This window comes from Streptomyces sp. NPDC015032 (assembly GCF_043080425.1).
Taxonomy (GTDB): domain Bacteria; phylum Actinomycetota; class Actinomycetes; order Streptomycetales; family Streptomycetaceae; genus Streptomyces.
The window spans coordinates 40915-67615 of the sequence record NZ_JBIBVN010000007.1; the positions used below are offsets into that span (position 1 = coordinate 40915).

24 protein-coding genes, 1 tRNA gene and 5 pseudogenes are annotated in these 26701 nt (G+C 68.8%); 17 read left to right on the forward strand and 13 right to left on the reverse strand.

Annotated elements, in window-relative coordinates; genetic code table 11:
- Positions 1 to 45: 45 nt before the first annotated feature.
- Positions 46 to 1242 (reverse strand): IS110 family transposase, encoded by a 1197-nt coding sequence (locus ACF08M_RS13260; RefSeq protein WP_392185350.1) that lies wholly within the window; start codon positions 1240 to 1242, stop codon positions 46 to 48.
- A gap of 89 nt (positions 1243 to 1331) precedes the next feature.
- Between ACF08M_RS13260 and ACF08M_RS13265 the strand changes: the two are divergent.
- Positions 1332 to 1521, forward strand: a pseudogene (locus ACF08M_RS13265) (transposase); the annotation flags it as partial.
- Positions 1522 to 1868: 347 nt separating this feature from the next.
- Here the strand turns inward: ACF08M_RS13265 and ACF08M_RS13270 are convergent.
- Together ACF08M_RS13270 and ACF08M_RS13275 are read right to left on the reverse strand one after the other, a co-directional pair.
- Positions 1869 to 2060: an ANTAR domain-containing protein gene (locus ACF08M_RS13270; protein ID WP_392185351.1), complete on the reverse strand. Its 192-nt coding sequence runs from the start codon at positions 2058 to 2060 to the stop codon at positions 1869 to 1871.
- Between the two features lie 228 nt (positions 2061 to 2288).
- A complete protein-coding gene (locus ACF08M_RS13275) occupies positions 2289 to 3140 on the reverse strand; it encodes a PP2C family protein-serine/threonine phosphatase (protein ID WP_392185352.1) in 852 nt (283 codons plus the stop codon).
- Positions 3141 to 3250: 110 nt separating this feature from the next.
- Here ACF08M_RS13275 and istA point away from each other — a divergent pair, with 110 nt between their 5' ends.
- From istA to ACF08M_RS13325, 10 genes and pseudogenes are all read left to right on the forward strand, one after another.
- Complete coding sequence (gene istA, locus ACF08M_RS13280; protein WP_392185353.1) at positions 3251 to 4669, forward strand: IS21 family transposase; 1419 nt, start codon at positions 3251 to 3253, stop codon at positions 4667 to 4669.
- Positions 4666 to 4998: pseudogene (locus ACF08M_RS13285) on the forward strand (ATP-binding protein); the annotation flags it as partial. The gene istA and the pseudogene ACF08M_RS13285, both read left to right, overlap by 4 nt.
- Positions 4999 to 5117: 119 nt before the next feature.
- Positions 5118 to 6305: a tyrosine-type recombinase/integrase gene (locus ACF08M_RS13290; RefSeq protein WP_392185354.1), complete on the forward strand. Its 1188-nt coding sequence runs from the start codon at positions 5118 to 5120 to the stop codon at positions 6303 to 6305.
- Positions 6295 to 8451: a tyrosine-type recombinase/integrase gene (locus ACF08M_RS13295; RefSeq protein ID WP_392185355.1), complete on the forward strand. Its 2157-nt coding sequence runs from the start codon at positions 6295 to 6297 to the stop codon at positions 8449 to 8451. Before ACF08M_RS13290 ends, ACF08M_RS13295 begins: the two co-directional genes overlap by 11 nt.
- Positions 8448 to 8897, forward strand: a complete 450-nt coding sequence (locus tag ACF08M_RS13300) for a DUF6262 family protein (RefSeq protein ID WP_392185356.1) — start codon at positions 8448 to 8450, stop codon at positions 8895 to 8897. Before ACF08M_RS13295 ends, ACF08M_RS13300 begins: the two co-directional genes overlap by 4 nt.
- A gap of 77 nt (positions 8898 to 8974) precedes the next feature.
- Positions 8975 to 9412 (forward strand): annotated as a pseudogene (locus ACF08M_RS13305) (ATP-binding protein); the annotation flags it as partial.
- Between the two features lie 756 nt (positions 9413 to 10168).
- Positions 10169 to 10555: a hypothetical protein gene (locus tag ACF08M_RS13310; protein ID WP_392185357.1), complete on the forward strand. Its 387-nt coding sequence runs from the start codon at positions 10169 to 10171 to the stop codon at positions 10553 to 10555.
- A complete protein-coding gene (locus ACF08M_RS13315; protein WP_392185358.1) occupies positions 10552 to 11142 on the forward strand; it encodes an HIRAN domain-containing protein in 591 nt (196 codons plus the stop codon). The genes ACF08M_RS13310 and ACF08M_RS13315 overlap by 4 nt, the downstream gene beginning before the upstream one ends.
- Before the next feature lie 724 nt (positions 11143 to 11866).
- Positions 11867 to 12274 carry a helix-turn-helix domain-containing protein gene (locus tag ACF08M_RS13320; protein WP_392185359.1) on the forward strand — a complete coding sequence of 136 codons (408 nt, stop codon included), beginning with the start codon at positions 11867 to 11869 and terminating at the stop codon, positions 12272 to 12274.
- Positions 12274 to 13491 carry a tyrosine-type recombinase/integrase gene (locus tag ACF08M_RS13325; RefSeq protein WP_392185525.1) on the forward strand — a complete coding sequence of 406 codons (1218 nt, stop codon included), beginning with the start codon at positions 12274 to 12276 and terminating at the stop codon, positions 13489 to 13491. Before ACF08M_RS13320 ends, ACF08M_RS13325 begins: the two co-directional genes overlap by 1 nt.
- 111 nt (positions 13492 to 13602) lie before the next feature.
- Here the strand turns inward: ACF08M_RS13325 and ACF08M_RS13330 are convergent.
- Positions 13603 to 13676, reverse strand: a tRNA-Pro gene (locus ACF08M_RS13330).
- A gap of 127 nt (positions 13677 to 13803) precedes the next feature.
- Between ACF08M_RS13330 and ACF08M_RS13335 the strand changes: the two genes are divergently transcribed.
- Together ACF08M_RS13335 and ACF08M_RS13340 are read left to right on the forward strand one after the other, a co-directional pair.
- A complete protein-coding gene (locus tag ACF08M_RS13335) occupies positions 13804 to 14505 on the forward strand; it encodes a transketolase (protein ID WP_392185360.1) in 702 nt (233 codons plus the stop codon).
- A gap of 56 nt (positions 14506 to 14561) precedes the next feature.
- Entirely contained in the window at positions 14562 to 15464 is a 903-nt protein-coding gene (locus ACF08M_RS13340) for a transketolase family protein (RefSeq protein ID WP_392185361.1), read from the forward strand.
- A 244-nt stretch (positions 15465 to 15708) separates the two neighbouring features.
- Here the strand turns inward: ACF08M_RS13340 and ACF08M_RS13345 are convergent.
- A pseudogene (locus tag ACF08M_RS13345) lies at positions 15709 to 15909 on the reverse strand (M1 family aminopeptidase); the annotation flags it as partial.
- 167 nt (positions 15910 to 16076) lie between these two features.
- Between ACF08M_RS13345 and ACF08M_RS13350 the strand changes: the two are divergent.
- Positions 16077 to 16295, forward strand: coding sequence for a hypothetical protein (locus tag ACF08M_RS13350; protein ID WP_392185362.1), 219 nt, complete (start codon positions 16077 to 16079; stop codon positions 16293 to 16295).
- 6 nt (positions 16296 to 16301) lie between these two features.
- Here ACF08M_RS13350 and ACF08M_RS13355 read toward each other — a convergent pair whose 3' ends face one another.
- The 5 genes from ACF08M_RS13355 to ACF08M_RS13375 all read right to left on the reverse strand — a co-directional run bounded on the left by ACF08M_RS13355 (position 16302) and on the right by ACF08M_RS13375 (position 20471).
- Positions 16302 to 16889: a GAF domain-containing protein gene (locus ACF08M_RS13355; RefSeq protein WP_392185363.1), complete on the reverse strand. Its 588-nt coding sequence runs from the start codon at positions 16887 to 16889 to the stop codon at positions 16302 to 16304.
- Positions 16886 to 17446, reverse strand: a complete 561-nt coding sequence (locus ACF08M_RS13360) for an ATP/GTP-binding protein (protein WP_392185526.1) — start codon at positions 17444 to 17446, stop codon at positions 16886 to 16888. The genes ACF08M_RS13355 and ACF08M_RS13360 overlap by 4 nt, the downstream gene beginning before the upstream one ends.
- A 259-nt stretch (positions 17447 to 17705) precedes the next feature.
- Positions 17706 to 18077: a DUF742 domain-containing protein gene (locus ACF08M_RS13365; RefSeq protein ID WP_392185364.1), complete on the reverse strand. Its 372-nt coding sequence runs from the start codon at positions 18075 to 18077 to the stop codon at positions 17706 to 17708.
- 2 nt (positions 18078 to 18079) lie between these two features.
- The gene (locus ACF08M_RS13370) at positions 18080 to 18514 is read right to left on the reverse strand and encodes a roadblock/LC7 domain-containing protein (RefSeq protein ID WP_392185365.1); all 435 of its coding nucleotides are present in this window, start codon (positions 18512 to 18514) and stop codon (positions 18080 to 18082) included.
- A gap of 7 nt (positions 18515 to 18521) precedes the next feature.
- Positions 18522 to 20471, reverse strand: coding sequence for an ATP-binding protein (locus tag ACF08M_RS13375; RefSeq protein ID WP_392185366.1), 1950 nt, complete (start codon positions 20469 to 20471; stop codon positions 18522 to 18524).
- Positions 20472 to 21308: 837 nt separating this feature from the next.
- Between ACF08M_RS13375 and ACF08M_RS13380 the strand changes: the two genes are divergently transcribed.
- A complete protein-coding gene (locus ACF08M_RS13380) occupies positions 21309 to 21614 on the forward strand; it encodes a hypothetical protein (RefSeq protein ID WP_392185367.1) in 306 nt (101 codons plus the stop codon).
- Between the two features lie 342 nt (positions 21615 to 21956).
- Here the strand turns inward: ACF08M_RS13380 and ACF08M_RS13385 are convergent, their stop codons facing one another.
- The 3 genes and pseudogenes from ACF08M_RS13385 to ACF08M_RS13395 form a co-directional block, all read right to left on the reverse strand.
- Entirely contained in the window at positions 21957 to 22817 is an 861-nt protein-coding gene (locus ACF08M_RS13385; protein ID WP_392185368.1) for a DUF3592 domain-containing protein, read from the reverse strand.
- A 55-nt stretch (positions 22818 to 22872) separates the two neighbouring features.
- Positions 22873 to 23982, reverse strand: coding sequence for a hypothetical protein (locus ACF08M_RS13390; RefSeq protein ID WP_392185369.1), 1110 nt, complete (start codon positions 23980 to 23982; stop codon positions 22873 to 22875).
- A 145-nt stretch (positions 23983 to 24127) separates the two neighbouring features.
- Positions 24128 to 24878, reverse strand: a pseudogene (locus tag ACF08M_RS13395) (carbohydrate ABC transporter permease).
- Positions 24879 to 25388: 510 nt separating this feature from the next.
- On the opposite strand from ACF08M_RS13395, the gene ACF08M_RS13400 reads away from it, so the two are divergent.
- Together ACF08M_RS13400 and ACF08M_RS13405 are read left to right on the forward strand one after the other, a co-directional pair.
- A complete protein-coding gene (locus ACF08M_RS13400) occupies positions 25389 to 25856 on the forward strand; it encodes a hypothetical protein (protein WP_392185370.1) in 468 nt (155 codons plus the stop codon).
- 72 nt (positions 25857 to 25928) lie between these two features.
- The gene (locus tag ACF08M_RS13405; protein WP_392185371.1) at positions 25929 to 26525 is read left to right on the forward strand and encodes a hypothetical protein; all 597 of its coding nucleotides are present in this window, start codon (positions 25929 to 25931) and stop codon (positions 26523 to 26525) included.
- Positions 26526 to 26701 lie beyond the last annotated feature (176 nt).

Consider the following 26701-nt stretch of genomic DNA (forward strand, 5'->3'; position numbering starts at 1 on the left):
GCGCCGACCGCGGGTGCTACGCGAATCCGCTTCCTAATGCTGTTGTCAAGCGGCTGTAGTCACCGGGGGTGCGACCTCGTAGCACCGTCGGTCACGGATCAGGGCCCAGATGACGTTGACGCGTCGGCGGGCGAGGGCGAGCACGGCTTGGACGTGCTTCTTCCCCTCGGCGCGTTTGCGGTCGTAGAACTTCCGGGAGTTCGGGTCGCAGCGAACGCTCACGAGCGCGGAGGTGTAGAAGACCCGTTGGAGCCTTCGGTGATAGACGACCGGCCGGTGGAGGTTGCCGCTGACCTTGCCCGAGTCGCGCGGTGCGGGAGCGACGCCGGCGAAGGCTGCCAGAGCGTCCGGGGAGTCGAACTCGTCCAGGCTGCCACCGACGGCGGCGAGAAACTCGGCACCGAGGGTCGCGCCGATGCCTGGGACACTCTGGACTATGTCGGCGAGCTCGTGCTCGCGAAACCGGCCCTCGATGAGCTTGTCTATTTCGGCGACCTGCTCGTTGAGGGCCATCACCTCCTCGGCCAGGGTGTGGACCAGCTTGGCGATGGTCTTCTCCCCCGGGATGGCGGTGCGCTGGTGCTCGGCGGCCTCAACGGCTGTTTCGGCGAGGGTTCTCGCGTTGCGGACCTTGCGGTTGGCCAGCCACTTCGTCAGCCGTGTGACGCCGGTCCGTCGGATGGCGGCCGGTGTCTGGTACCCCGTCAGCAGCTTGAGCGGGCCGGTGTTGGTCACGTCCAGGGCCCGTTCCAGGGCCGGGAACATGCTCAGCAGGGTGCCGCGCAGGCGGTTGACCGAGCGGGTGCGGTCCTCGACCAGATCGGCCCGGCGTCCGGTCAGCAGCTTGAGTTCGATGGCGGCCTCGTCGCCGGGGCGGATGGGCCGCAGGTCGCGGCGCATCCTGGCCTGGTCGGCGATGACGTAGGCGTCGCGGGCGTCGGTCTTGCCCTCGCCGCGGTAGCCGTCGGAGGCCCGGTTCACCAGGCGGCCGGGCATGTAGAGGACCTCCTGGCCGTGGCTGACCAGCAGGGCCAGCAGCAGCGCGGGTTCTCCGCCGGTCATGTCGATGGCCCAGGTGACCTCGCGGCCGTCGGCCAGGTCCAGGACGTCGCCGATCAGCTTCAGCAACTCGGGCTCGTCGTTGGCCACCCGCCGCAACAGCAGGGTCTTGCCGTCGGCGTCCCGCGCCAAGCCGTGATGGTGGCCCTTGCCGCTGTCGATCCCCGCCCATATCCGGCTCATCGCGCTCCTGACGTCAGTGTTCGTTCAGCTCGTGCCACGGACGACCTCGCCGGCATTGCTCTACGCAGCGACTTGTTCGCTACCTGACCAAGACCGTCAGCCGCCCCCGAACACGCCTGGGTTCGTCATCCTGCCCCGCCGCTGGGTGGTCGAACGATCGCTTCGGCATGGATCAGGCACGCGCGTCGGCACGCCCGGGACTACGAACGGCTCATCCAGCACTCCGAATCGCTGATCACCTGGGCGGCCATCACCCTCATGACCAGGCGAATCACACGCCGAAGTTCCCGCAGGCGCGGACAGTCGGCCTCCCTCGAGGCCGAAGGGGACTGATCGTTCTCAAGGCCGGGACCATCCCCCCTTGCCGCAGCCCGCATCGGGCTCTGGGCACCACTCTCCCCCACCACTGGCGAAGCCTCGACCGTGACATCGCCCGGCTGGCCCATCCGCCCGCAACGAGAACCGAGAGCGGGGAAGGACCGTTCAACCTCCCCAGGTCACAGCCCTTCCCCGGCCAGCGCCACCCGCCTACCCCGCCAATTCCGACCCATGCGCGCTAACTGACCTTCGCGCCATCGCGGTGTTCAGACGATCCCGCAGGCCCTGCGGAAAAGAGTCCTTGCCCATCACGGCCGCGTCATCATCTCGGCCACGACACGCACCCGGATATTGCTGCGCTGGGACACCTCCACCAAGATCTCCCACGACTCCTCAGCCGAGCAGCCGAGCTGAGCCAGCAGGATCCCGCGGGCCATGTCGATCCGGGGCCGACTCTCCGTAGCGCGCTTGAGCTGCTCGTTCTCCTCCTGAAGCCGCATGATCTGCTCAGCGTCAGACTCCGCCGATCCCTCAACCGCGCGCTGCAGGGGATCGGCGGGCAATCGCTCTGCACCCGCGTGCTGATCTTGTATTTCCTGGGGAGGCCACATACCAGCCGCCTGCCCTTTGCCTCTGCCAGCACCGGGGGCCGGTAACGCACGTGTTATGAGCCCCAAATCCCGGCGAGCGGGTTGCTCCACCAGCGTGGAAGACAGGTGTGGGCAGGGTCAGGGCGGTGCGGGCGCGGGTGTGGGGTGGGATAGCCCAACAAGTGCTTCGGCCTCGCCGGGGTCGAAGGGGGTGGGTCCGTGCCAGTGCAGGAGGAGGACGGTGGCGTCGTCGTTGAGCTGGCCGCGGTGGTAGTCGAGGATGCTGTGGATCAAGCGTCGTAGGGTTTCGGGGATGGACATGCCGTCGGCGAGGTGGGCGGTGATGAAGTCCAGGAAGCGGTCGAGTCCGAATTCCCCTCGGCCGGGGCGTCGGGCTTCGGTGATGCCGTCGGTGTAGGCCACGAGCCGGTCGCCGGGGCCGAGGTGAGCGCGGCACATCGGGGTGCGAATCCCTAGGTTGGTGCCCAGCGGGGTGCCGTGGTCACCGTGCAGGTGGGTGTGACGGCGGTCGGGGTGAAAGATCACGAGCGGGTGGTGGCCGCAATTGACCCAGGAGAGCACCCCGGTGGTCATATCGAGGTCGGCGAGGATCGCGGTGGTGTAGCGGTCGCCGCCGAACTGCTCGATCAGGACCTGTTCGATGTGGTCGGCGGCGTCGGTCAGGCTCGCGCCCTGGCGGCGGCTGTTGCGGCAGGCGGCCACGGCGACGTTGGCGGTGATCCCGGCGGCCGTGTCGTGGCCCATGGCATCGAAGAGGCCCAGGTGGATGACATCTTCGGCGACGGCGTAATCGAAGGCGTCCCCGCTGACCTGGTAGGCGGGTTCCATGGCGGCGCTGAAGACCACCCGGTCGCCCGCGAAGGTCAGCGGCGGCATCAGGTTCCACTGCATCTCGGCGGCCACATTCATCGCCTGGGTGCGCACCAGGCGGGCGTAGGAGTCACTGTGCGCCCGTTTGTCGGCGTACACAGTTACGTCCCCAGCTTCGTACGGATGAATAGGGACAGTTGTTGCTGCGGTGAGGCGTGTTGTTCGGCACTCTGCTGCTTGTTGGTGAGGCAGCGGAGAGGGGTCTGGCGATGCTCTTGGACTCGGAGCGTTGGTTGGAACTGCGGCGATTCCGGGGGATGTTGGAGTCCGGGGCGCTGAGCTTGTCGGAGATCGCCCGGGAGACGGGGCTGGATCGCAAGACGGTCCGGAAGTACCTCTCGTCGCCGGGCCCGGCGACGCCGCCGCGGCGGTCGCCGAACGGGCGGTCCCGGGCGAGGGTGATTGACGAGTTCGCGCCGCTGGTCGATGCGATGCTGCGGGCCGAGGTCCTGATGAAGGCCGCGGTGATCCACGAACGGCTGGTGGCGGAGTACGGGTTCACCGGGAATTACCAGCGGGTCAAGCTCTACGTTCAGGAGGCCCGCCCCAGGATCGCCGAGGACCTCGGGATCACGCCGAAGGAACTGGCGGGTATGCACCGCCGGTTCGAAGTGATCCCCGGCGCCCAAGCTCAGGTGGACTGGGGTGACGAGGGCAAGATCCTCACGCATATGGGCGTTGGGAAGGTCTATTCCTTCCACATGACCTTGTCGTACTCCCGTGATCCGTTCTGCTGCTTCACCACGAGCCAGGATCTGGAGACCTTCTTCGACTGCCATCGGCGGGCGTTTGCGCACTTCGGCGGGGTGCCGATGACGATCGTCTACGACCGCACCAAGACCGTCGTGCGCCGGCATGTCGCCCCTGGTGAGGCGGTGCCTCTGCATCCGGAAGCGGTGGGCTTCGCCGGGCACTACGACTTCGATATCGACGTGCTGGCCGCCTACCGGCCCACCGGCAAGGGCCGGGTCGAACGCCAGGTGCTGATCGTCCGCGACCACGTTCTCTCCGGACGAGCCTTCTCCTCGATCGAGGAGATGGACGCCGCGTTCACGGCCTGGGTGCCCAGGCGGCGGGCACAGATCCACAAGACCCACCGTGAGGTGATCGGACACCGGGCTGCACGGGACCACACAGCCCTCAAGACGCTGCCGCCGGCCCCGTATCTGCTGGCCGAACGGCACCTGCGTCCGGTCGGCAAGGACTGTCTGATCGCGTTCGGCGGCAACCTCTACTCGGTGCCCGCACGCAAGGTCCGCCCCCGCCAGCTCGTCGAGATCCGGGCCACGAAATCACAGGTCAGCCTGCATTCCACGGTCCCCGACTCGGGCGGCGAAACACTGCTGGCCATGCACCCGAGGGCGGTCGGCCGCGGGGTCCGCGTGGTCGAGGAAACACATTGGGACGGGCTGCCCACCGGCAAGGGACGCCGGACGACTACCGGCGAAATTCCCGTCCAGCCGCGTCACCACCGCCCGCTGGGCGAAGAAGCCGGACCCTTGCAGGCCCTGCTGAACCGGGCCGCCGCCACCCAGGTCGAGGTCGGCCGCCGGCCGTTGTCGGTCTATGACGAACTGACCGGCACCCGCCCCTTCACCACCCACCCCACCCCGAAGGAATCGTCGTGAGCGAGCTGACCGGCAACCGCATCCGCACCACGGCCGCGAAGCTCGGCCTGCCCCATCTGGCGGAAACTATCAACGAGTTCAACCGACGCGCGGACGAGGGCAAGCTCGGCTACCTCGATTTCCTCGACCTGGTCCTCTCCGAGGAACTCGCCGTCCGGGACGACCGCCGCTTCCGCCAGGGCCTGCGGCTCTCTCGGCTGCCGCACCACAAAACGCTCGATGAGTACGACTTTTCCTTCCAGCCCGACCTCGACCCACGCAAGGTCAAAGACCTCGCCACCCTCTCCTTCGTCGACGCCAAGGCAAACGCGGCCCTGCTCGGGCCGCCCGTTATCAACGGGGCCTGAGCCTCTCTCTTCTCTGTCTGCAACGAGCGTCACCGTGAGCGTTCTGCGTCGTTGATGCATTGCTATCAACGGGAGTTCTTCAACGAGACGGAACGACATCAGTGGCACACAGCTTGGCGGTCCGGCCCGCGAACGGGCGGCGGACGTGGACCGTGATCGACGAGAAGCACCGGACCGTTGCGCCGGTCGAGGACTGGCTGGAGGCCCATCGGCAACTGTGGTCACCGAACACAGTCCGCGGCTATGCGACCTCGCTGGCCCAGTGGTGGACGTTCCTCGAACAACGTAACGAGACCGGGAGGTGGGGCGATCTCGGGGTCCCGGCGGTCGCGGGGTTCCTGTCCTGGTTACGCAACGGCCGCACCGTCGAGCACACCCTGGTCGAGCCGGAACAGGCCCCGGAGGATGGGACGTTGGAGGCGCGACTGGCCGCGCTCATCTCCTTCTACCGATGGCAGGAGGCGGCCTTCTCGGTGCCGGTCGCGGGCCGGCTCATGCGCGGGACACCGCGCCGGGCCCCGGCCCGGGGCCTGCTCGCGCACCTGGACGCCCGCACCGCTCCGGCTCCGTCCTCTCTGGTCAGAGTCCGGCGACAGCGGCATCGTGGGCGCCCGCCGCTGCTTCTGCCGAGCGAGATTCAGGGCATCCTGGACGGCTGCGCGATGCCGGACGCCACGGTCGGCGAGTGGGCGGGCAACCTGCGCGACCGGCTGCTGTTCGCCCTGCTCGCGGAGACCGGAATGCGTCTGGGCGAGGCCCTCGGCCTGCGGATCAGCGACTTCGTCATGGGTCGCGGCTCCACTCCCTATGTCGAGATCGTGCCGCGCGAAAACAACACGAACGGGGCCAGAGTGAAGATGATGCGCCCCCGACGGGTCTATGTCGGCTGCGACCTGGAGCGACTCTTCGCCGACTACCTCACCCACCTCGCCTGCCGGGCCGCAGAGCTCGGCATCGAAATCGATGCCGGATCACCGTTGCTGGTGAACCTGGAGAGGCCGCCGCTGCTGGCCTCCCTGCGCGAGGGCACGGTGCGGGACAAGGTATCCGCCCTGCGCAAGAAGCACATCGGACCGACCTCCTGGACGCCGCACTGGTTCCGTCACAGCCACGCGACCGCGCTGCTGCTGGCCGGGACACCGGAGTGGGTGGTCTCCCGGAGACTCGGCCACGCACACGTGCAGACCACGCTCGACCTCTACGGCTGGGTCCGCGAGGACGAGGCCCTGCGGGCCGCGGTGAACTGGAAGTCGTACATCTCTGTCTGGCAGGTCGACGATGGCCGGTGAACAGCGTCACCTGCACGCGGCCAGCGGCGAGGATCCGTTCTGGCGTCTCTGGCGAGAGCTGCCCGAGCCGTGGAAGGGACCGGTGATCGGCGACGGCATCGACGACTGGGAGAAGATCACCGAGAACGGCGACCGGCGCATCGACCTGACCGGCCTGCCCGATCTGATCGCCGCCGAACTGGCCTGGATGGCGCACTGGCAGGCGATGGACGGGACCCGCTCGTCGGTGCTGGGCACCAACCAGTTCGCGAACATCCTGCGCCGCGCGATCCGCGACGACCATCCCTTTCCGACATCGATCCGGGCCATGGACTGGGAAACGGCGGCCGGCTTACAGCGGTGGTTCTATGCCACCCGCTGGGGCCGGCTCATTCCCCGCGGCAGCGTCGCCCGGCTACGGGTGATCTTCCGCTTCAGTCGCCTCGCCCTGCTCGCCCGCTGTTCGGACGGGCCCTGGTGGACTCTGGACGAGTGGCATCCGCGATGCGACCCGCGCATCCCGCTGGCCGAGCACGAGCCCCAGGCTCACTACGGCTGTTCACCTTCGAAGATCACGCACCCATGGCTGCGAGAGGCGGTCAAGTGGTGGCTCGGCACCCAGATGGAAGCGGGCGTCCTGCGCTGGACGACTGTGAGTCAGGACAGGATGCAGGACATCTTGCGCTTCGACCGCTGGCTGAACACCTTCCCTGACCCCGTGGATGTCCTGGGAGATCCCGCTCACGCGGTCCAACTCGCCTCCGCCTTCCGGCGCTGGGCCTCCGATCCTGCCAATCGGATTCAGCGCGAAAGCGACCAGCGGTTCGCTCATAAGCCCGTCCACCCGCGCCAGGTCAACGACGACCTACGGGCCGTCGCCGAGCTGTTCGCGTTCGTCGCCGCCAACCCCGCCGAGGCTCGCCAGGTCCTCGGACCGCACCCGTGGTCCCGGGTCACGGACGCGCATGCGGCCGGCTGGTTCCGCCAGGTCTCCCGCATCCCTCACCAGCGGGAACTCAACGACGAGCACTACGTCGACGACCACGCCCTCGCACAGATCCCCGCCGCCCTGCCGCTGCTCGGGCTCGCCCGCGACGAGCAGATGCTTCTCACCCGTGGCGACGGACAGCAGGTCACCTCCCGCGGCTTTGACGACCCGCAGGCCATGCGCATGATTCTGCTGCAGGTCCTGACCGGACGACGAGCCAGCGAGATCCGCACCTGCCTCATCGACTGCCTCTCCCCGGTCCCTGACCGGGCCATCGACGCCGCCGAGGGCGAACAGATCGCCCGCTTCCACTACGCGCAGAGCAAGATCGATATCGCGCCGGACAACATCCTCGTCGACGCCGAAGTCGTCGCGGTCATCGAGGAACAACGGCAATGGGTCCGTGACAGCTTTCCCGGCATCGTCCCGCGCCACCTGTTCCTGCAGCGGACCGGCAATCGCCAAGGCGACAAGCCCTACCCATCCAGGACCTACAACTGGATGCTTCGCGAGTTCAGCAAGCTCGTGAAGATCACGGACAGCAAGGGCAGGCCCGTCGGGCTGAGCCACACCCACCGCTTCCGTCACACCAAGCTGACACGGCTCGCCGAACTCGGTCTGCCCGTCCACGTGTTGATGCGATATGCCGGGCACGCAACCCCGTCGATGGCGATGCACTACGTCGCCGCCCGCCAGGAACACGCCGAGCAGGCATTCCTGGCCACCGCGAAACTGAGAGCGGACGGCACCCACGTCACCTTCTCCCATGACGACCACGACAGCCTCCACCTGTTCAACCGGGCCGACCGGTTCCTGCCTCACGGCTGGTGCCTTCTGCCGCCGCTGCAGACCTGTGACAAGGGGAATGCCTGCCTGACCTGCTCGGTCTTCGTCACCGACGCCTCCCACCAGGACTCGCTGGAACGGCAGTTGGCCGAGACCGAGGCCCTGATCAACCGCAGCACCACCGCCTTCCAGGCACGGCACGGACGTCCGATGCCCGAGGACAACGTCTGGCTGCTGCAAAGGCGGGCCGAGCACGCGGCCCTCACGAAGCTGCTGGACACCCTCCGCTCCAAGCCCGGACGCGCGGTCCAGGGCGCCGGCTGCGGCGCCGCCCCCACCGGCCCCGTCCCGCTCACCCTCGACCTCGACCGTCACCGAAGGACCCGGCCATGACCGACGACGCTCGCGCCAAGCGCACCCAGACGCTCGCCACCGCCGCCAAGGCCAAGTCCCAGGCCAAGACGGCCGCGGCAGAGAAGGCGATCCGCACCCTGGTCAAGCGCGGTGAGCCGATCACCTTCCAGGCCGTCCAGCGCGAGGCCAGCGTCTCCCACGCCTTCCTCTATAACCACCCCGACCTGCGAGGACGCATCGAACGACTCCGGTCCCAGGCCAGGCCGGTTCCCGCCCCCACGCCTCCGACCGACGAGCAGAGCACCCTCGTGCTCGCGCTGACCGGCCAGATCACCCGCCTGAAGAAGCAGCACCGAGAAGAAGTACAAGCCCTGCGAGACGCGCTCGAGCAAGCCCACGGCGAGAACCTCGACCTCCGGCGCGAACTCGCCCGCCGCGGCGGAGACGCCCCTCTTCCACAGGCTCGAGCCATCGGGCCCTGCTAACGATGTCCCATCGATCGAAGAACCGTCCTGAGCTGCAATAACATGCTCAGATCGCGAACGAACCGGCGATAACGGGCGGAGTCGGCAAGACCCACATCGCGATCGCGCTGGCCGTCGCGGCCTGCCGGGCCGGATACTCGATCTACTTCACCAGCCTCGACGACATGGTCCGCAACCTCAAAGCTGCTGAAGCGGCAGGTCGGCTGACCAACAAACTTCGTTCCTACCTGCGGCCGAGCGTTCTCGTGGTGGACGAGGTCGGTTACCAGCCGCTCGAACGCGCCGAGGCGAACCTGGTCTTCCAGGTGATCTCCAAGCGCTACGAGAAGGGCTCGATCATCCTGACCTCGAACAAAACCTTCAGCGAATGGGGCCAGGTCTTCGGCGACGAGGTCCTTGCGACCGCGATCCTCGACCGCCTCCTGCACCATTGCGAAGTCGTCCCGATCAACGGCCCCAGCTACCGGCTGAAGAATCGCCTCCAGGCCATCGAACGCGAGACGGACGTGGCCTGACAGCTGGGGACGAAGAAAGGTACGGGACTGGGGACTTAAGTCCGTACGCCGACACCGTTTGCTCACCACGATCAGCGCCACCAGGTCCGCCAGGACCTGCAGGTCCGCCAGCGTCTGCTCGTCGCCGTCCGCAGCGATCACGCCCAGCACGCCGAGCCGTTCTGCGCCGTGCCGTAGCGGCAGCCACCACCGCTCCCCTGTCGGTTGCTCTCGCAGCGTCTCCCCCTGGGGCAGTCCGAGCTGGTAGGCCCGCCCGGCCACGCTGCCCTCGATGCGCAGCTCCGCCGGCCGCGCACCGGCATCCTGCCCCGCGTCCAGGCCGCGGCCGGTCAACAGCGACAGCAAAACCTGTTGCAGGTCGGCCACATAGATCAACACATCCCGCAGCCCGGCACCCTCGGCATGCCGGGCCACGTCGCCCGGCAACTGTTCAATGGTGCTGATGTGGCTGGCGGCGAGGACACCTCGCACCATCTTGCTGCAGTCCGTTACCCCGGCCACGACCGCGCCTTCTCCCCGGCCTCGCCGTCGAATCCGGAACGCTGATCACGCGGGCGGGTGACGGCATCCTCCTGCTTGCCCCCAGCCTGCCTCACTGTGGCGTCACAGGCCAGCCTCGGTGTCGGCAACGATCGGTTGTTAGACAACTCAGCCCCCCGGGCGCAGACGACCGTTTCCACCCCCGAGGTTCATTGGAGCAGTCACCCTGGGGCCTCAAGACGCGATCCGGTCGAGCGGAGCTCCGGACCACGCGTGATGAGCCACGGAAAACCGAAAGCGGACTATCGAGGACCGGATACGGAGCGACACACTTGGATCGCTTTCAGCAATGACCGGAAAGCGGGACGCATATTCAAGACCTGGCGCGAGGAGTACCGGGCCAACCAGGCCGTCAAGCGGCAGATCGAACTGGAGCAGTGGGAGCAGGACAAGCGGTGGCGCGAGGAGGACCGGGCCGCCCGGCAGGGCCTCCGCCAGAGGCACCACGGCGACCTACTCACTCCCGACATCACCGCGACGACTAGCGCGATCGACAAGATCATCGTCCAGGACCTCGCCTGGGTCGTCTCCACGCTCCTTCAACTCCTCGAACTCCGGCGCGGCATTCCCGCCGAGGGCCACATGGCCGCACTCCCCGCGTGATCAAATACGGGGTCGGCAGCCCCGCCGCCTGCTACGCCTCCAGCATCGGCATCCGCGACCGCGCCACCGCGACCAACCTCGCCACGAACTGCCCCTACCCGGAGCCAACCTTCCGACAGTTCCTCGACTGGCTCAGCCAGCTCAACACCGACGAGATCACCACGCTCACCGACCCGGACACCGCCCGCCTCCTCATCCGCAGCACCGAACGCCGAAGCCCGCGCGCCTCCCAGGCCGCGATTCTGAGCGGCGCCGGGACCTTCACCTGCCCCCTGCGCGGTGTCCGCCACAGCGGCAACGACGCAACCCTCGCGCATCTGCCGGCTGGCACTCCCCTCGACCTCGTTCGCGACCCCGGCAACGAGGTCGACCCGAACGCCATCCAGGTCCACCACCAGGGTGTCTTCCTCGGATGGATCGCCCGGGAGATCGCCCGCCCGCTCGCCCTCGCTCTCGACCAGGACCCCGCCCCCCGTATCTACACGCAGCTCGCCACCGATGCGCGCTCGATCGCACAACAGAGCGGAGCCGACCAGCTACACGTCCACAACGCAGTCACCCTGACCATCATGCTCGCCCCAAGATGACCGTCCGACCACCCGCGTAAGTTCGAGTCTGAGTGAAGACGAGTGCGGCAGCACTTGACTGCATGCACGAAACCCCCGGCGCTTGGCCTCCGTCCCGCGTAACCGTCGCAAGACCAGAGTGCACGCGTCTGCACGGCCCATTCAAGGCGGAAAGATTATCCGCTGGTGCTGGGAGGCTCCTGGGACTTTTCTGGGACTTTCGGCTGCATCAACAGGCAAGAGCGTGAAACAACCGAAAGGTCATTCCCGCAGGTCAACGCCCCCTGACCACCCATCTCCGCAGGTCACATAGCTATCTGGTCTCTTCCGGGACATCTGATCTGCAGGACCCGGCGACTCTCTTGAGCGACAATCAGCCCTCGGCGTTGCATCGTCACTCGCAGCCTTGACGCCGCCTGACCTGCCCAAACATGCGCCTGACACCCCATCAGAATAAGCGTCAAGATATCGCCCGCAACGCCCACACCGCACATAAAGCGCACGGGTAAAACCGCAGGTCAGGAGCCCTTCTCGGCCGGTTCGAGGATGGCGACACACTCCACGTGGTGGGTCATCGAGAAACACTAATCGGCACAGTACGTGATGCTCACCGCGTCGCAAATGAGGGCAACATAGCCGAACATCGCCGGTTAGCCAAACCGGCGCTTCTGCAGAAGATTGTTGTCCACCGTTTGCCCAGAGCACCACTGCGGATCAGTTCCATCAGAAGGGACTCACCGCTTCTGTGCATGCAGAACCCCATGGTTCTCCACCTGCGGGCCGCGTCGCTTGTCGACGACCGCCTTCTTCGGTACCCCTTTGGTGCTCCCTACCCCCCGGAGATCCACCGCCCTTGCCCACCGAACCGATAGCAGACTACACAGACCGTCAGACGCACACGAAGAATGAGGGCGGTGCCCCTTTCGTCCGAGATGACAGCGGGTCGTCTCTCCTGGCCAATGCCTGGTATTCGACGCGCGACCTCGCCGCCTGCCTGCGTGTAAACACCTCGACTCTGCGCCGTTGGCGCACCGCTCGGCCACCCCAGGGCCCGCCGTTCGTCTCAGTTTCGGAACGCGTCATCATGTACAGCGCGGTCGACGTTGAAGAATGGCTGCGTCGCCACCGGACCGTCCCGCGCCGAGTCGCATGATGACCGACAAGGCCATTGTGCCGGTCGGTGTCCGACTCACCACCGACATCGAGTACCGGCCTGATCGCCCCAACCCGTACCGCGCGCGAGTCCGCTGGTTCGATCCGGCTACGAAGCGGCGTCTGTCCCTGTCGGAGGGGAAGGCGGACGAGGATGAAGCGCAGGAGTGGCTCCAGTCCATCATCGAAGCGGCTGAGGCAGGGCTGTCCCCGTCGCTCGCCACCATGAAGCTCGCCGAATACGGCAACGCGAACATGGACCTCGCCCTGCGCGGCCTGGAGCTGAAAACACTCGACCCTTACCTGTCAGGCTGGCGGATGCGTGTCGTGCCCGCCCTGGGCCACGTCGCGGTCCGGATGATCACCAACGGCGCTGTCGACCGCACCGTGCAGAACTGGATCGCCGACGAGCTCAGCCGCTCAACGGTCAAGAACACCATCGCCGTCCTGGTCCGCGTCATGGAGCAGGCAGTCCGCGACGGCATCATCAAGGTGAACCCCGCCCGGGTGACCGGCTGGCAGAAGCTCTACAAGCAGGCCGAGGACGAACTCCTCGACCCACGCGCACTCGCCCTGCCCGACTGGGAAACACTCGTCGCACTGGCCGACGCACTCGTGGCCGCCTCCCACGACGAGTACCGCGGCTGGGGAGACGTGGTCATCTTCGCCGCGTGCACCGCCGCACGGATCGGAGAGATCTCAGGCTGCCGCGTCGGAGACATCGACACCACCCAGTGGATCTGGACCGTGCGGCGTCAGACCACACCCGCGCCCGGCGGGCTGACCGACAAGGGCACCAAGGGCAAGCGGGCCCGCAAGGTTCCCATCGTCGAGGAGATCCGCCCCCTCGTCGCCCAGCGCATCCTGTCCGCCGGCCCCAATCCGGACGCCCGCCTGTTCACGGGCCCGCGAGGCGGACGTATCTCCACCGCCGTCCTGCGCGACGCCACACACTGGGACGACGTGGTCACCAAGCTAGGCTACGAGCATCTGCGCCGCCACGACCTCCGACACACCGGACTGACCTGGTTCGCCGACGCCGGGGTCCAAGTACACGTGCTCCGCAGAATCGCCGGCCACGGTTCACTGACCACCACCCAGCGCTACCTTCACCCGGACGTCCACAAGATCACGGCCGCCGGGGCGGCGCTCTCGGCCCACTTCAACGTGCTGCGCGCACCGCGCTCGCTGCCGAGCCCCATCGTCATGACCCGCTGACCCGGTCAAGGACGCCGGACCTCCAGCTGGTCCCCAACTGGTCCCCAAAAAATGATCAAGGGCCGGTTTCGGATTGCTCCGAAACCGGCCCTGATCTGCGACTGTCTCCAGTCGGGACGACAGGATTTGAACCTGCGACCCCTTGACCCCCAGTCAAGTGCGCTACCAAGCTGCGCCACGTCCCGATGCCCGCCTGACCTGGGGTTTCCCCTGGCCGAACGCGCATGAGAACAATACCGCACTTGGACGGGTGGTCACGAACGCCTTTCCACGCCTTGACCTCAACCAGGCTTGATGTTCAACGCTGGGTTCATGACGAACACGACTGCCGGGCCGACGCGCGATTACCGCGACATGAACCGGCTGATGAGCCTGATGACGGGGGACGAGAAGCACGGTCCCGCCGCCACCTCCACACTGGACGCCCTCTGGGTGCTGTACGACCGGGTGCTCCGGGTGACACCCGGCACCGTCGACGCACCCGGCCGCGACCGGTTCCTGCTTTCCAAGGGGCACGGGCCGATGGCGTACTACGCGGTCCTGGCCGCGCACGGCTTCTTCGCCGAGGAGTTGCTGTCGGGGTTCGGGGCGTACGACTCCCCGCTCGGACATCATCCGGACCGGACGCTGGTGCCGGGGGTCGAGATCGGCAGCGGCTCGCTGGGGCACGGGCTGCCGTTGGCCGTGGGGAGCGCGCTCGGACTGCGGGCGCAGGGGCTGACCGACCCGCGGGTGTGGGTACTGATCGGGGACGCCGAACTGGACGAGGGCAGCAATCACGAGGCGATCGCCTACGCGGGCCCGGCCGGACTGGAGCAGTTGCACACGGTCGTGATCGACAACGCGTCGGCGTCCCACGGCCGGCCCGGCGGGATCACGGCCCGGTTCGAGGCCGCCGGCTGGTCGGTCGACGCCGTCGACGGGCGGGACCACGAGGCGTTGTACGCGGCCTTCACCGCGCCGCACCCCGGGCGCCCACGAGCCGTGGTCGCACGCGTCGAGCCCAAGCGCTGAAGCCATCGGACACGGACCAGGACGCGAAGACAGCGAAACGGAGAGGGACACTTCACATGGACACGATGCGTGACCGATTCATTTCGACCACCGCGCAACTGCTGGACGAGGACCCCCGCCTCGCACTGGTGCTGGCCGAGATCAGCCGGGACGGATTCGAACGGGCCGAGCGGGCCCATCCGGACCGGGTCATCAATGTGGGCATCAGGGAACAATTGCTGATCGGGGCGGGCGCCGGGATGGCACTCGCCGGACTGCGGCCGATCGTGCACACCTTCGCAAGCTTTCTGGTGGAGCGGCCGTTCGAACAGGTCAAGCTGGACTTCGGCCATCAAGGGGTGGGCGGGGTGCTGGTGAGCGCCGGCAGCTCGTACGACTGGCCGGCCGGCGGCTTCACTCATATGTCGCCGGGCGATGTCGCCCTCATGGACACCCTCGACGGCTGGACGATCCATGTACCGGGTCATCCCGACGAGGCGGAGGAACTGCTGCGGCAGGCCGCGGCCGGAGAGGACCGGGTGTACGTACGGCTGTCGCTCCAGTCGAACGGCCGGGCGAGGCCGGTCGGCGCAGGGACCGGATTCACCTCCGTGCGGGAGGGGACGGGCGGAGTGGTGATCGCGGTCGGACCGATGCTTGACAACGTCCTCGCGGCGACCGAGGGCCTCGATGTGACCGTGCTGTACGCGACGACGGTGCGCCCGTTCGACTGGGCCGGACTGCGGAAGGCGGTCGGCCGCCAGGGGTCCGCCGATGTGGTGATCGTCGAGCCCTATCTGGCAGGCACGTCCACGGCCGTCGCCAATGACGCGCTCGCCGAGCAGCCGCACCGGGTGCTGGGGCTCGGGGTGGGGCGGGCGGAGCTGCGCAGGTACGGACAGATGGACGAGCACCTCGCCGCCCACGGGCTGGATCCGCGGGGGCTGCGCGAGCGGATCGGCACCTTCCTCCGTCGATGAGCGGAGCGCGAACCCCCGCATACGGGGTGCGGGGGCCGGGTGCGGCCTGGGCGGCCGGGGCGGCGAGGAGCGCCGGGGTACCGCCGAGCGCCTTCGGGAGTCCGGGCGGACCGTCGGTGGCGCGGACGGCGTCGAGCTTCGCGTACGTGGCCCTCATCTTGTCCTCGAGGACCGACCAGCCCCGCTCCTCGCCGTACAGACCGGCGTAGTACACGGCGGGGCCCTCGTTGAGCCAGGCCTGCTGCCAGTCGTTCGGTGTGACGGAGTCGCCGAACCACTGGTGGACGAGCTCGTGGACCATGGTGGTCTCGTAGCCGGGCTGCCCGTCGGCGTTGAGCTTGAACCAGTTGGTGGAGAACAGGGAAAGGGTCTGGTTCTCCAGGGCGTCGGTGCAGCCCTCGTAGATGTGGACTCCGCAGACGGAGAACGGGTATCGGCCGTCCACGTCGCCTTGTCCGACGGGGTGTCGTTGCAGGGCAGGAAGGTGTCGGCGCGGGAGGACTGGGCGGCGGAGGCGAAGCCGCCGTCGGTGCCGAACTTCCAGCCGCTCAGGCCGAGTCGGGGCGCCTTGCCGTTGCCCCGGTGGCGCGCCTCGGCGGTGAAGGGGCCGCGGTGGCGCGTGACGTCCAGTCCAACGCGTACGGTCCGCGTTCCGCCATCCCGTATCTGCGCAGCCGACCGCACCCGGACGGGCGGAGCACCCATGTCTCGCTGATCGCCCTCTCCCGGGACACCGTGCACCCGGAGGCGCTGCGCGACTCGGTGCGGGTGCGGGCGGGTGCGGACTCGGTGGTGCTGACGTTCCTGGACGGTACGACGGTCGAGGTCTGATCGCGGTCAGATGCCGAAGCCGTTCCCCTCCCGCCGGTCGATGTGCCCGACCAGCTCCTGTGCCAGGGACTTGATCGTGTCGAGCCCCGCCCTGCCCCACGGGCGGGGCACGGTGTCGACCGCGCAGACGGCACCCAGGGCGATGCCCGTGCGGTCGATGAGGGGCGCGCCGAGGTAGGAGCGGATGCCCATGTCGTCGACCACCGGATTCCCGGCGAACCGCGGGTAGTCGCAGACGTCCTCCAGGACGAGTGCCTTGCGCCGCACGACGACATGCGGGCAGTATCCGCGGTCGAGGGCCACATAGCGGCCGGCGCGGCCGCTGCCCGCTGCCGTGACGCCCAGGTCGGAGCCACTGCGCAGCCCGGCCGGGGTGTGCAGTCCGGCGAAGAACTGCCGGTTCCCGTCGATGAAGTTGACCATCGAGAAGGGCACGTCGGCCACTTCGGCCACCCGGTCGGCGAAGGCGTCGAAGTTGTCGAACGAGGCATCGGCGCGTTCGCCCAGGCCCAGGATCCGCAGTCGCTGGGTACGGACGTGGGCGTCACGGTCGACGGGTGTGAGCAGCAGCCGGCCGGCGGCGTGCCGGTTCACGCGTGGGCTCCGAAGCCGGACAGCGCCGCCGGGGCGGCGGTGACGTCGATCAGGTGCTGGACCAGTGTGACCAGCGCCCCGGTGCCGGAGCTGGCGATCCTGGCGTCGCAGAGCACGACCGGCACGTCCGCTTCCAGGTCGAGTGCGGACCTCACCTCCTCGGGGGCGTAGCGGTAGGCGCCGTCGAACTCGTTCACCGCGATGATGAATCCGATGCCGCGCCGTTCGAAGAAGTCGACGGCGGCGAAGCACTCGGCCAGCCTGCGGGTGTCCGCGATGACGACCGCGCCCAGCGCGCCCTGGGAGAGCTCGTCCCACATGAACCAGAAGCGTTCCTGGCCGGGCGTGCCGAACAGGTAGAGCACATGCTGCTCGTCGAGCGTGATACGGCCGAAATCCATCGCCACGGTGGTGGAGGTCTTGGACTCGATACCGTCGAGGCTGTCGGTCCCGGCGCTGACCTGGGTCAGCAGCTCTTCCGTGCTCAGCGGCGCGATTTCGCTGACCGCGCCGACGAAGGTCGTCTTGCCGACGCCGAACCCGCCTGCCACCAGCACCTTGAGCGCGACGGGAAACCCTTCGGAGCCATCGGGTCCGGCGGCGTCATGGCCACCTGTGTCCCAGGAACCGCCGGAGCCCCAGGAGTCGCCGGTGTCGTGGGCACCTCCGGGGCCGCAGGAACCCTGGAGGCCGCCATGGCCTCCCGGGTGGTGGCTTCCGTAACCTTCGCGGCTTCCCCGGTCGCCATGGCCGCCGAGACCTCCGAAACCTTCGGGGCGTGCGCTGTTCTCGTACGCGGCGGGGCTGCCGAAGCCGTCAGAGCTGTCGTCGTAAGCCATCGAGCACTGCCTCCAGCAGGGATCGGTCGGTGGGCATGTCATGGAAGGCGGGCGGGTGCGCGGTGACCGCTCCGCAGTCCACCAGGTCGGAGACGAGCACCTTGGTGACGACTGCGGGCAGCCGCAGATGGGCGGCGATTTCGGCCACCGAGGTGGGGCCGCCGCACAGCCCCAGCGCGACGGAGTGTTCGGGACCGAGAGGGATCTGCGGCTCGGTTCCCGTGGCCATCACCAGGGAGAGCAGATCGAGCACGGCTGTCGGACGGGTCCGGCCGTTGCTCACGGTGTACGGCCGGATGAGCCGACCGGCCGCGTCGTCGAGCAACGGCGCGTCCTGCGGAACCGACACCCTCACAGCCCCGTGGCACTCGGGGTCACGGCCGGCTGTCTCGCCGGGGTCATCAGGTAGGGCCGGACACTCTTGACCAGCATGGTCATCTCGTAGCCCAGCACCGCTGCGTCCGCCTCCCGGCCGGCGAGGACGGCGAGGCAGGTGCCCGAGCCCGCGGTGGAGACGAACAGCAGCGTCGAGTCGAGCTCGACCACGACCTGACGTACGTCGCCGTTGTCGCCGAAGCGCGCGCCGGCGCTGCGGCCGAGCGAGTACAGCCCGGCGGCCAGCGCCGCCATGTGGTCGGCGCTGTCGGCGTCCATGCCGTGGAGGGACTTCACCAGCCCGTCGGCGGAGAGGAGGACTGCGCTGCGTGTGTACGGCACGCGCTGGACCAGTCCGCTCAGCAGCCAGTCGAGGTCCGAGACCTGACCGGACGGCATATCGGTCGCCATGGTGCATCTACTCCTTGAAGGTGTTCGGGTCGAGAGGGTCGTTGGCCGGGGCCGCGTCCGCGTGCGACACCCCTTCCGGGTGGTGCGGGGCAACGGTCGCCGTGTGCCCGCGGACCGGCAGCGGCGCGGGCGGCTGCCGGGGCTGCCGGCTCCGCGGGGGCGCCGCTTCCGGGACGGTGCCGGAGCTGCCCGTGTCCGCCTCGGATTCGGTACGGGCCTCCGCGACTTCGATGCCCCGCCGGAAGGCCGCCATGAGTCCCGGGTCGTGGAGAGCCTGTTCGTCCTGGGCGCGCGGGGCCGGTGCCTCCCTGAGCTGCGGGGCCAGGTGTTCCTGGTGGGCCCGCCTCGGGAGTTGGGGCCGGCCCATGGTGCCGCGTACGACGCCGGGCCTGTCGCCGAGTGGGGCGGGGGCGCCGCCCGCGTCCCTGATCTCGGAGCCGGTCCCGGCGGACGTGGGGCGGTCGAGGCGCTCGGCGCGCAGTGGGAGCGGTGGGGCTTCGCCCTGACGTTGCGACTGCTGGGGTGGCTGGTGCAGGCGCAGCGGCTGGCTGGGGACGTACGGCTGCCGGTTGGTGCGGGTCTGCGGGAGGGACACCGGGCCCGGGTCGGGGTCCGGGCCCGGGTCCGGCCTGCGGTGCCCGCCGGTGGCGTCCTCGGGAAGTGGACGGTGCACGGGCCCGGGGGGCGGGGCCGGGACCGCGCCGCCCCCGGCCCTAGCGTCCCCGTCCACGCCCAGCAGGGACTGCGGGAGGACGAGTACGGCCTGCGTGCCTCCGTAGATGTTGCTCTGCAGACGGACCGCGATGCCATGCCGTCGGGCGAGTGACGCGACGACGAACAGACCGATCCGGCCGTCCTGCAGGAGATGAGCCACATTGACCTGATCGGGGTCGGCGAGCAGGGCGTTCATCCGCTTCTGCTCGTTGCCCGGCATACCGAGCCCCCGGTCCTCGACCTCCAGGGCCAGTCCCGCGGTGACCTGCTGGGCACGCAGCAGCACCTGGGTGTGCGGGGCCGAGAACACCGTGGCGTTCTCCACCAGTTCGGCCAGCAGGTGGATCACGTCGGCGACGGCGTGTCCGCGCAGTGTGCCGTCGATCGGCGGTACCAGCTTGACCCGCGGGTACTGCTCGACCTCGGCGATCGCCGAGCGCAGGACCTCGGTCATGGTGACCGGGCTGCTCCACTGCCGCCGGGAGACGGCTCCGCCGAGGACGGCGAGGTTCTCCGCGTGCCTGCGGATGCGGGTGGCGAGGTGGTCGACGTGGAAGAGGCCCTTGAGCAGATCGGGATCCTCGACCTCGTGCTCCAGCTCGTCGAGCAGCTGGATCTCGCGGTGGACGAGCGACTGCAGGCGGCGGGCGAGGTTGACGAAGACCTCCATCTTCTGGTCCTCGCCGGTGCGGTCGGAGAGCTGGGACGCCTGCACCACCGCGGCCACGGCGGCTTCCTGCTGTCGGCCGAGCTCCTGCGCGAGCAGTTCGAAGACGTCGCTGCCGGGAGCGGCGGGCTGCGCGGGCCGCCGTGCGGGCACGGGTTCGCCGTTGCGGAGCTGCGCCAGCACCCGCTGCAGTTCGGCCTGGCCGTGAGCGCTGGCGCGGCGGAGTGCCAGGCAGCGGCCGAAGACGGTGGTGGCGACGCGGTTGGCTGCGAGATATGCGGCCAGCACAGCGGCCAGCGCCGGTACGGCGGCCCCGCCCAGCGCGATCCACAGATCGGTGGACGGCCGGGTTCCGGTGGAGCGGACGGTGAAGATGACCGCTGCGGCTCCGCTCAGCACCGCGACGACGACCGGCAGCACCGCGGTGCGCAGGATCTGAGGGCGTATACGCGCCTCGGGGGACGGCTGGGCGGCACGCGGTCTGGCCGTGGCCGAGTGGGAACGGGCACCCGGTCGGCCGTGCCGCCCGCCCTCTCGGCGTTCCGGTCGCACTTCGGGTGCGCGAAGTTGAGACATCAGTGTCCTCGGGACGCGGCGCACCGGGAATCGGCGTTCATGCGGTGGCACCTACGGTGGTCGGTCAGGCTCGGTCGGGCGGGCTCGAAAGACATGAGCCCACCGTTGATCGCCGGACACACACGGTAGTCGTCCCTCACCTGTGTGCGACGGGCAGTTGTCGAACTTGCCCGCCATCCGTCCCGCTCTGGTATGAGGTTTCGTACGAGAGACCGATTACGCCACATTGACACCTGATCGGCCGACACTCGAACGGCCTACGGCGGCGAGCCCCTGGGCGCATGAAGACATGTTCGACACCCCCGTGGCGAGCATGCATGCCGGGCGTCGCGACGGGACGAATATGGCCTGTCGCGGCACTGGGCCCCGCTGGATACAGGCGCGGCAACTCGTGTCGGTCATGGCACCGTTCGCACCGGCTCGGGAGGCAACGGCGGCTCCAGGAAGTCGGTGATGCCGGTGACCCCGGTGACGGTCGAGTTCCAGGACCCGAACACCGGGCACCGGTGACCGAGCCGGGCGAGAAGCCCCGCCTTCTGGTGGACCAACTCCCGTTCGATCGGGCGGTGTTCGGCGCTAGCGGCCGACGGTGGTCGCGTCGTTGCGGCCGCCTGGTGCGCGCCCGGTTTCTGGAGATGCGTGGCAGAACCGTCTTCCAGGACCACGGTCCGGTGCTCGACACGGTGCTCCGCATCCGGCCGGCGGACGGCAGGCCCCCGTTGGACGCGTGACGCGGACCTTCGCAGACGCCGCATGGGCGCGGTGGCGGGGGCGGTGAGGGAAGTGGTGTGCGACAGGGGCCTGGCACCGGCTGATCACCGTGCATAGGGTTCCGCCATGGACGACGAGATCATGACCACGGTCGGCAGAGAGTGCTACTCGTTCGACGGTCGGATACTGGAGATCTTCGGCCGTGACCACACGATCCGCTTCCACATACGGCACATGTACGTACGCGTCACCGGCCCCGACCGGAGGGGGAAGCGGGTTGTGGAGATCGGGCACGGCCGGCCGGAATACTCTGGCGGGTGCCACATCTGGAGGTACACGGCCGCGGAATGGGAGCAGGCCCGTGGCCTGGCCGCGCTGCTGGAAGCGGTACAGGCGGCCATCGACTCCGCCCCGGGGCACGGGCCCGTGTGACCCGAGCCGCCTGCCGGAACGCCCCGAGACCTGGGGACCCTGACGTCGCCGATGAACTGGAGGCGGACCGGTGCGAGGTGCGCGGGTACCACGCCGACAGTGTCGGCGTCTGCTACGGCCTCGACAAACCCCGGGACCCGGCCACGGGCAAGAGCGGCTGCAACAAGTGCGACGGCACCGGAACTGCTGAACCGCTCGAACGGCAGTACTGCTTCGATGCGGAGAACGTGGGCGACTTCGCGGCGTTCCTGCGCGCGTCGGGTGGCTTCCGTTCCTCCTGGTCGAACGTGAGGGGATCCATGGGGGAAAAGTACTCCAGTGCATACCGCCGCTCGTCGGGTGTCACAGCAGCACCGCTCCGACGACGACCGCCGCCACTCCGAGGAGCAGCGCCACGATGCCGCAGGTGATGTCGAGTACGCCGGAACGGTCTTCGGCCGCGAGGTCCGGGGTGAAGACGGCGGGGTCGTCGGGGTCGTAGTGGATCGTGACGTTGCGGCCGTAGGAGTTCGTGGGGTCGGGCAGCTCGTCGGCGCAGTAGGCGGTGACGGCCGTGCCCTTGTGGGTGGTGAAGGCGATAACCGGCGTGTGGCTGGTCCAGGTGCCGCCCTCGCTGTCGGTGCCGGTGTCCGTGAGCACGGCGATGATGCGGCCCGGAACGGGGGGTTGGGAGGTCAGCGCGTCGGTACGGCGGTTCACCGCGCGTGCGTTCTGGGGCATGTGCCACACGCCGGACAGTGTCCAGGGCACGCCGAAGCCGATCAGAGCCCACGGCCAGTTCCAGTCGATCGCCGCGAAGACCACCAGTCCGGCGTAGATCAGGAAGAGCGCGAAGTTCGGCCACCCGAGCCCGCGTCGGCCTGCCCGGAGGTCGCTGACGAACCGGTAGGCGTGCGGTCTTCCGCGCGGGTAGCGGACCCCGATCTCCCGCCCCGTCCAGGCCGCCGTGATCCTCTCCCCGTGGTCACGGTCGTTCGTCACGGTGAACTCCTCGCCAGTGGAGGGGTCCTGGAAGGAGACGACCACGGGTATCCCGTCCCGCTGCGAGCTTCCGTGCCTGGGTTCGCGGACCTGCTCGATCCGCCCCAGGACCCGGACGGCCCGCTGCGCCGGGGTCATCCCGGCCAGCGACCGGGCGTACCCGACCAGTGCGATGGTGCCGAACACTGCGCACCACAGCGCCAGATATCCCTGCAGGTCCATGCGGCTCCCCCTGTTCTTCCTTTTCCTCAGTGAGATGCGGCCGGCGTGGCGTCCGTCAGTGCGCCGGGGTGCGCCGCAGCACCTTGCCGTCCCCGGCCGCCTCCAGCGAGGCCGTTCCCTCGGTTCCCGTCACACCGACCCTGATGGTGAGGGAACCGGTGAGGCGTTCGACGGTGAGCTGCCAGGTCTGCGGGGAACCGACGCCCAGGCTGCTTTTCGCCTCCCCGACGAGGGCGGGGAAGCGGTCGTAGGGCAGGGAATCCGGATCGAACGTCGGGGCCTGCGAGCCGTTGGGCGCGTACACGACCGACAGCAGCCGGTCCTGTACGACGACGGTGAGCGCCGCGCGCGGGTCCGTGCCCTTGGTGAGCGAGCCGACGGCCTTGCGCAGCTCATCCTTGTCGAGGAACGAGTGGTTCGGGCCGAGGGCGACCGTGCCCGAGGCCGACGACACCACCGTGGTCGACGAAGGCGAAGACGAAGAGGCGGAGGCCGACGGCTGGGCGGAGGACGGCGGCGGTGCGGAGGCGCCCTCGTCGAACAGGTCGGCGCGGAACAGCAGGACCACACCGGCCGCGGCGAGCAGCAGGGCGAGCAGCGTGACGGAGCCGACGGCACAGCCCCCGGTGGGCTCGCTCGCCAAGACCGGCCCCGGCGCCGAGTCGAGGCGGGCACCGGCCACCCGCTCCTCCCACTCAGGCGTCGGCCGCTTCACGATCCTCACCCGCCACGGCCTCTCCGGCGGGTACTGGACCACCACGACGCCGCCCGGGCGGTAGTCGGGCAGGTCCGCGAGGTTGATGTCCTGCGTGAACGCGACGCGGTACGCCGGTACGTCATCCGCCGCGACCGTCAGATCGAACCGCACCGCCACGTCGCTCGTCGCCTCACCCCCGACGGCCTCCACGCTCTCGGCCACCGCGAGTGCCGTACACGGCGCGATCGCCGCCTCCCGGGCCCGCCTCGGCACACCGGCGAGGAAGAAGACCAGGCCGTAGACCGCGGGAAGACCCAGTCCGGTGACGAACAGCGGCACGCTCTCGATGATGCCGCCGACGACGAGAGCGGCCAGCGACGCCCCGATCACACCACCCGTCAGGAGTCCCCGGGCGAGGGCGACGAACGTGTTCCATGCGGGGGGCGCGCCGCCCGTGGTGATCGTCATATGGGTGATTGTGTCGGGCTCGGGTGACGGCCGGTAGATCTCCAAGCGTCTGCCTCCGGGGCTGCTGGGAACGACTTCATGTGGGGAACGGGCGGGCCCGCACCGGGTGTCCGAGCCCGGTGCGCGAGCAGGGGCCGTTCCGGCCTCATTTGAGGCCCGAGTGGGCCAGGCCCTCGACGAGCTGGCGCTGGGCGATGACGAAGACGACCAGGACCGGCAGGACGGTCATCGTGGCGGCCGCCAGTTGGGTGTTCCACATCTCGGCCCCGTAGGAGTCGGCGAACCGGGTCAGGGGCCTGCGGCAGCGTGAACAGCTCCGGCGAGGTGAGGTAGACGGTGGGTTCCAGATAGAGATTCCAGGAGGTGAGGAAGGTCAGGATCGCGACCGTGGACAACGCCGGCCTGGCCGGCGGCAGGAAGATCCGCCACCAGAGCGCGGGGCGGCCGAGGCCGTCCAGCCGGCCCGCCTCCTCCAGTTCGGCCGGAAGGGCGATGAAGAACTGCCGCATGATGAAGGTGGCCAGGACGCACGGTCCGGCCAGCGCGGTGACCAGGATCAGCGGCCAGTGCGTGTTGATCACCCCGGCTCGTCTGAACATCTGGAACAACGGCACGATCGTCGCCTCGCTGGGCACCAGGAGGCCGACCAGCACCACCAGGAAGAGGGCGTTCGAGCCGGGGAAGCGGATCCGGGCGAACGCGTACCCGGCGAGGCTGGAGACCAGCAGGGGGATCAGGGTGACCAGGACGGCGATGTAGACGCTGTTCGCGTACTGCCGGGCGAACGGCTGGAAGCTGAACGCTTCCCTGTACGCGGACAGCGTGGGGTCGGCGGTCCACAGTGACGGCGGGGCCTTGAAGATCTCGGGCAGCGGCTTCACCGAGGCCGCCACCATCCAGACGGTCGGCACCACGCTCCCCGCGCCGTCCAGCGGGGCGGCTTCGTACAGCTGCGTCGGCACGCCCTGCAGGGCGGCCAGGAAGAGCACCATGTTGACGCCGACGCTGCGGACCACCTGTGTGACGATCACCGACAGCATCGCGGTGTCGCCGCGCTGGAGCCAGTTCGGCCCGTCGATGCCGACCGCGCCGAGAACCCCGTTGACACCGCCGTTGTCCTGGAGCAGGAAACCCCAGACCAGGGTCCACGCCACCACGGAGACGACGACCGGGGAGAAGAACACGCTGCGGAAGAACGTCGCGCCGCGGAACCGCCGGTTGAGGAGTACGGCGAACAGCAGGCCCAGGCCGATGTTCAGCACCACGACCCCGCCGCAGAAGACGGCGGTCGCCCCCAGCACCGACGGCAGTTGCGGGTCGTCGGCCAGGGCCGCATAGTTGTCGACCCCGACGAAGGTCTGCTCGCCGGCCCCGGGCTGCCGCCCGCCGCCTTCGACGCCCGCGGCATGCGCCACAACATCGAACTCCAGCCGTCCCTGGACGTCACCGGCACCGAGGCGGCCACCTGGGCCGCGGACAAACTGGCGGTGGCGGTCGGTGCCGGCGCCGGCTACTTCGAGGTCGGCAACGAGCTGAACAGACCCTTCAACACCGGCGACGCCGCGCAGGCATACCTGGACAAGGCACTACGGCCGGTCTTCGACCGGCGAGCAGCCACCGGTGACACCGTCAAGCTGATGAACAACGGACTGGCCGGCATGGACAAGCCATGGGTGGAGAACTTCATCGCCGCCGGTGGCTGGGACCTGATCGACGCCTTCGCCTACCACCCGGGACGCGGCAACTTCACCCCGGACTACATACCGCCGGGCGACGACTGGACCACCGGCGGCGACGGCACCTACTGGAACTTCTACGGCGGCCTGCGCCGACTGAAGGCGCTGATGGCCGAGCACGGCGACAAGGAGATCTGACTGACCGAGGCATACGCACCGACCAAGCCCAACAGCTGGTGGCACGACACCTACCGGCATGCCGCGGAGAACGTGTTCCTCAGCCTCGCACTGGCCAAGGCCGAGGGGATCCGGGGCGTGTGCTGGTACCAGTTCCACGACAGCGTGCTCGGCATGCCGCAAGTCGCCGACCCGGACAACGTCGAGTACCACTACGGCCTGATGAACCGCGACCTCAGCCCGAAGCCGTCGCTCCTGGCCTACGCGACCGCGGCCCGCACGCTCGACCAGGCCACCTTCCGGGGCCGGCTGACCTTCGCCGACCCGCGGACGTTCGGCCTGTGGTTCGACACACCCGACGGCCCCGCGGTCGTGCTGTGGAACCGGGCCGACGGCTACCTGCTGAACACGGCCGGCCGGCGCACCGACTGGCACTTCCCCGCCCCCGAGGTATGGACCGACCCCTGGCCGACCAAGACCCCGCTCGTGGTCGCCGCCACGACCGCGGTGCAGCAGGTGGACGCGATCGGACAGGTCACCCAGATCCCGGTCACCAACGGCAGCACGACGCTGACACTCGACGGCGCGCCCCGGATCTACCACGGCCTCCTACCGCACACCGACAACGCAGGCCACCACAGCCTGCCGACGCCCGCCCGAGACACACCGACAGGTCTGGGTCCGACATGAAACGGCCAAGGAGCAACAACACCGTGCCCGCCACCACCGCTCCACTCCCTGGCGGCGCAACGCCGTCATCCACCAGGTCCACATCCGCAGCTTCGCCGACGGCGACGGCGTCGGCGACAGCTTCGACTTCGTCGAGACCTTCTGCAACCGACGCCGTCTACGCAAACACATCCGCT

Coding starts and splice junctions, on each gene's coding strand:
- ACF08M_RS13260 (WP_392185350.1), bottom strand. CDS start 1,242: ATGAGCCGGATATGGGCGGGGATCGACAGCGGCAAGGGCCACCATCAC.
- ACF08M_RS13270 (WP_392185351.1), bottom strand. CDS start 2,060: ATGCGGCTTCAGGAGGAGAACGAGCAGCTCAAGCGCGCTACGGAGAGT.
- istA (WP_392185353.1), top strand. CDS start 3,251: ATGCTCTTGGACTCGGAGCGTTGGTTGGAACTGCGGCGATTCCGGGGG.
- ACF08M_RS13295 (WP_392185355.1), top strand. CDS start 6,295: ATGGCCGGTGAACAGCGTCACCTGCACGCGGCCAGCGGCGAGGATCCG.
- ACF08M_RS13300 (WP_392185356.1), top strand. CDS start 8,448: ATGACCGACGACGCTCGCGCCAAGCGCACCCAGACGCTCGCCACCGCC.
- ACF08M_RS13310 (WP_392185357.1), top strand. CDS start 10,169: ATGAGCCACGGAAAACCGAAAGCGGACTATCGAGGACCGGATACGGAG.
- ACF08M_RS13325 (WP_392185525.1), top strand. CDS start 12,274: ATGACCGACAAGGCCATTGTGCCGGTCGGTGTCCGACTCACCACCGAC.
- ACF08M_RS13335 (WP_392185360.1), top strand. CDS start 13,804: ATGACGAACACGACTGCCGGGCCGACGCGCGATTACCGCGACATGAAC.
- ACF08M_RS13340 (WP_392185361.1), top strand. CDS start 14,562: ATGGACACGATGCGTGACCGATTCATTTCGACCACCGCGCAACTGCTG.
- ACF08M_RS13370 (WP_392185365.1), bottom strand. CDS start 18,514: ATGGCGACCGATATGCCGTCCGGTCAGGTCTCGGACCTCGACTGGCTG.
- ACF08M_RS13375 (WP_392185366.1), bottom strand. CDS start 20,471: ATGTCTCAACTTCGCGCACCCGAAGTGCGACCGGAACGCCGAGAGGGC.
- ACF08M_RS13380 (WP_392185367.1), top strand. CDS start 21,309: ATGGACGACGAGATCATGACCACGGTCGGCAGAGAGTGCTACTCGTTC.
- ACF08M_RS13385 (WP_392185368.1), bottom strand. CDS start 22,817: ATGGACCTGCAGGGATATCTGGCGCTGTGGTGCGCAGTGTTCGGCACC.
- ACF08M_RS13390 (WP_392185369.1), bottom strand. CDS start 23,982: ATGACGATCACCACGGGCGGCGCGCCCCCCGCATGGAACACGTTCGTC.
- ACF08M_RS13400 (WP_392185370.1), top strand. CDS start 25,389: ATGCGCCACAACATCGAACTCCAGCCGTCCCTGGACGTCACCGGCACC.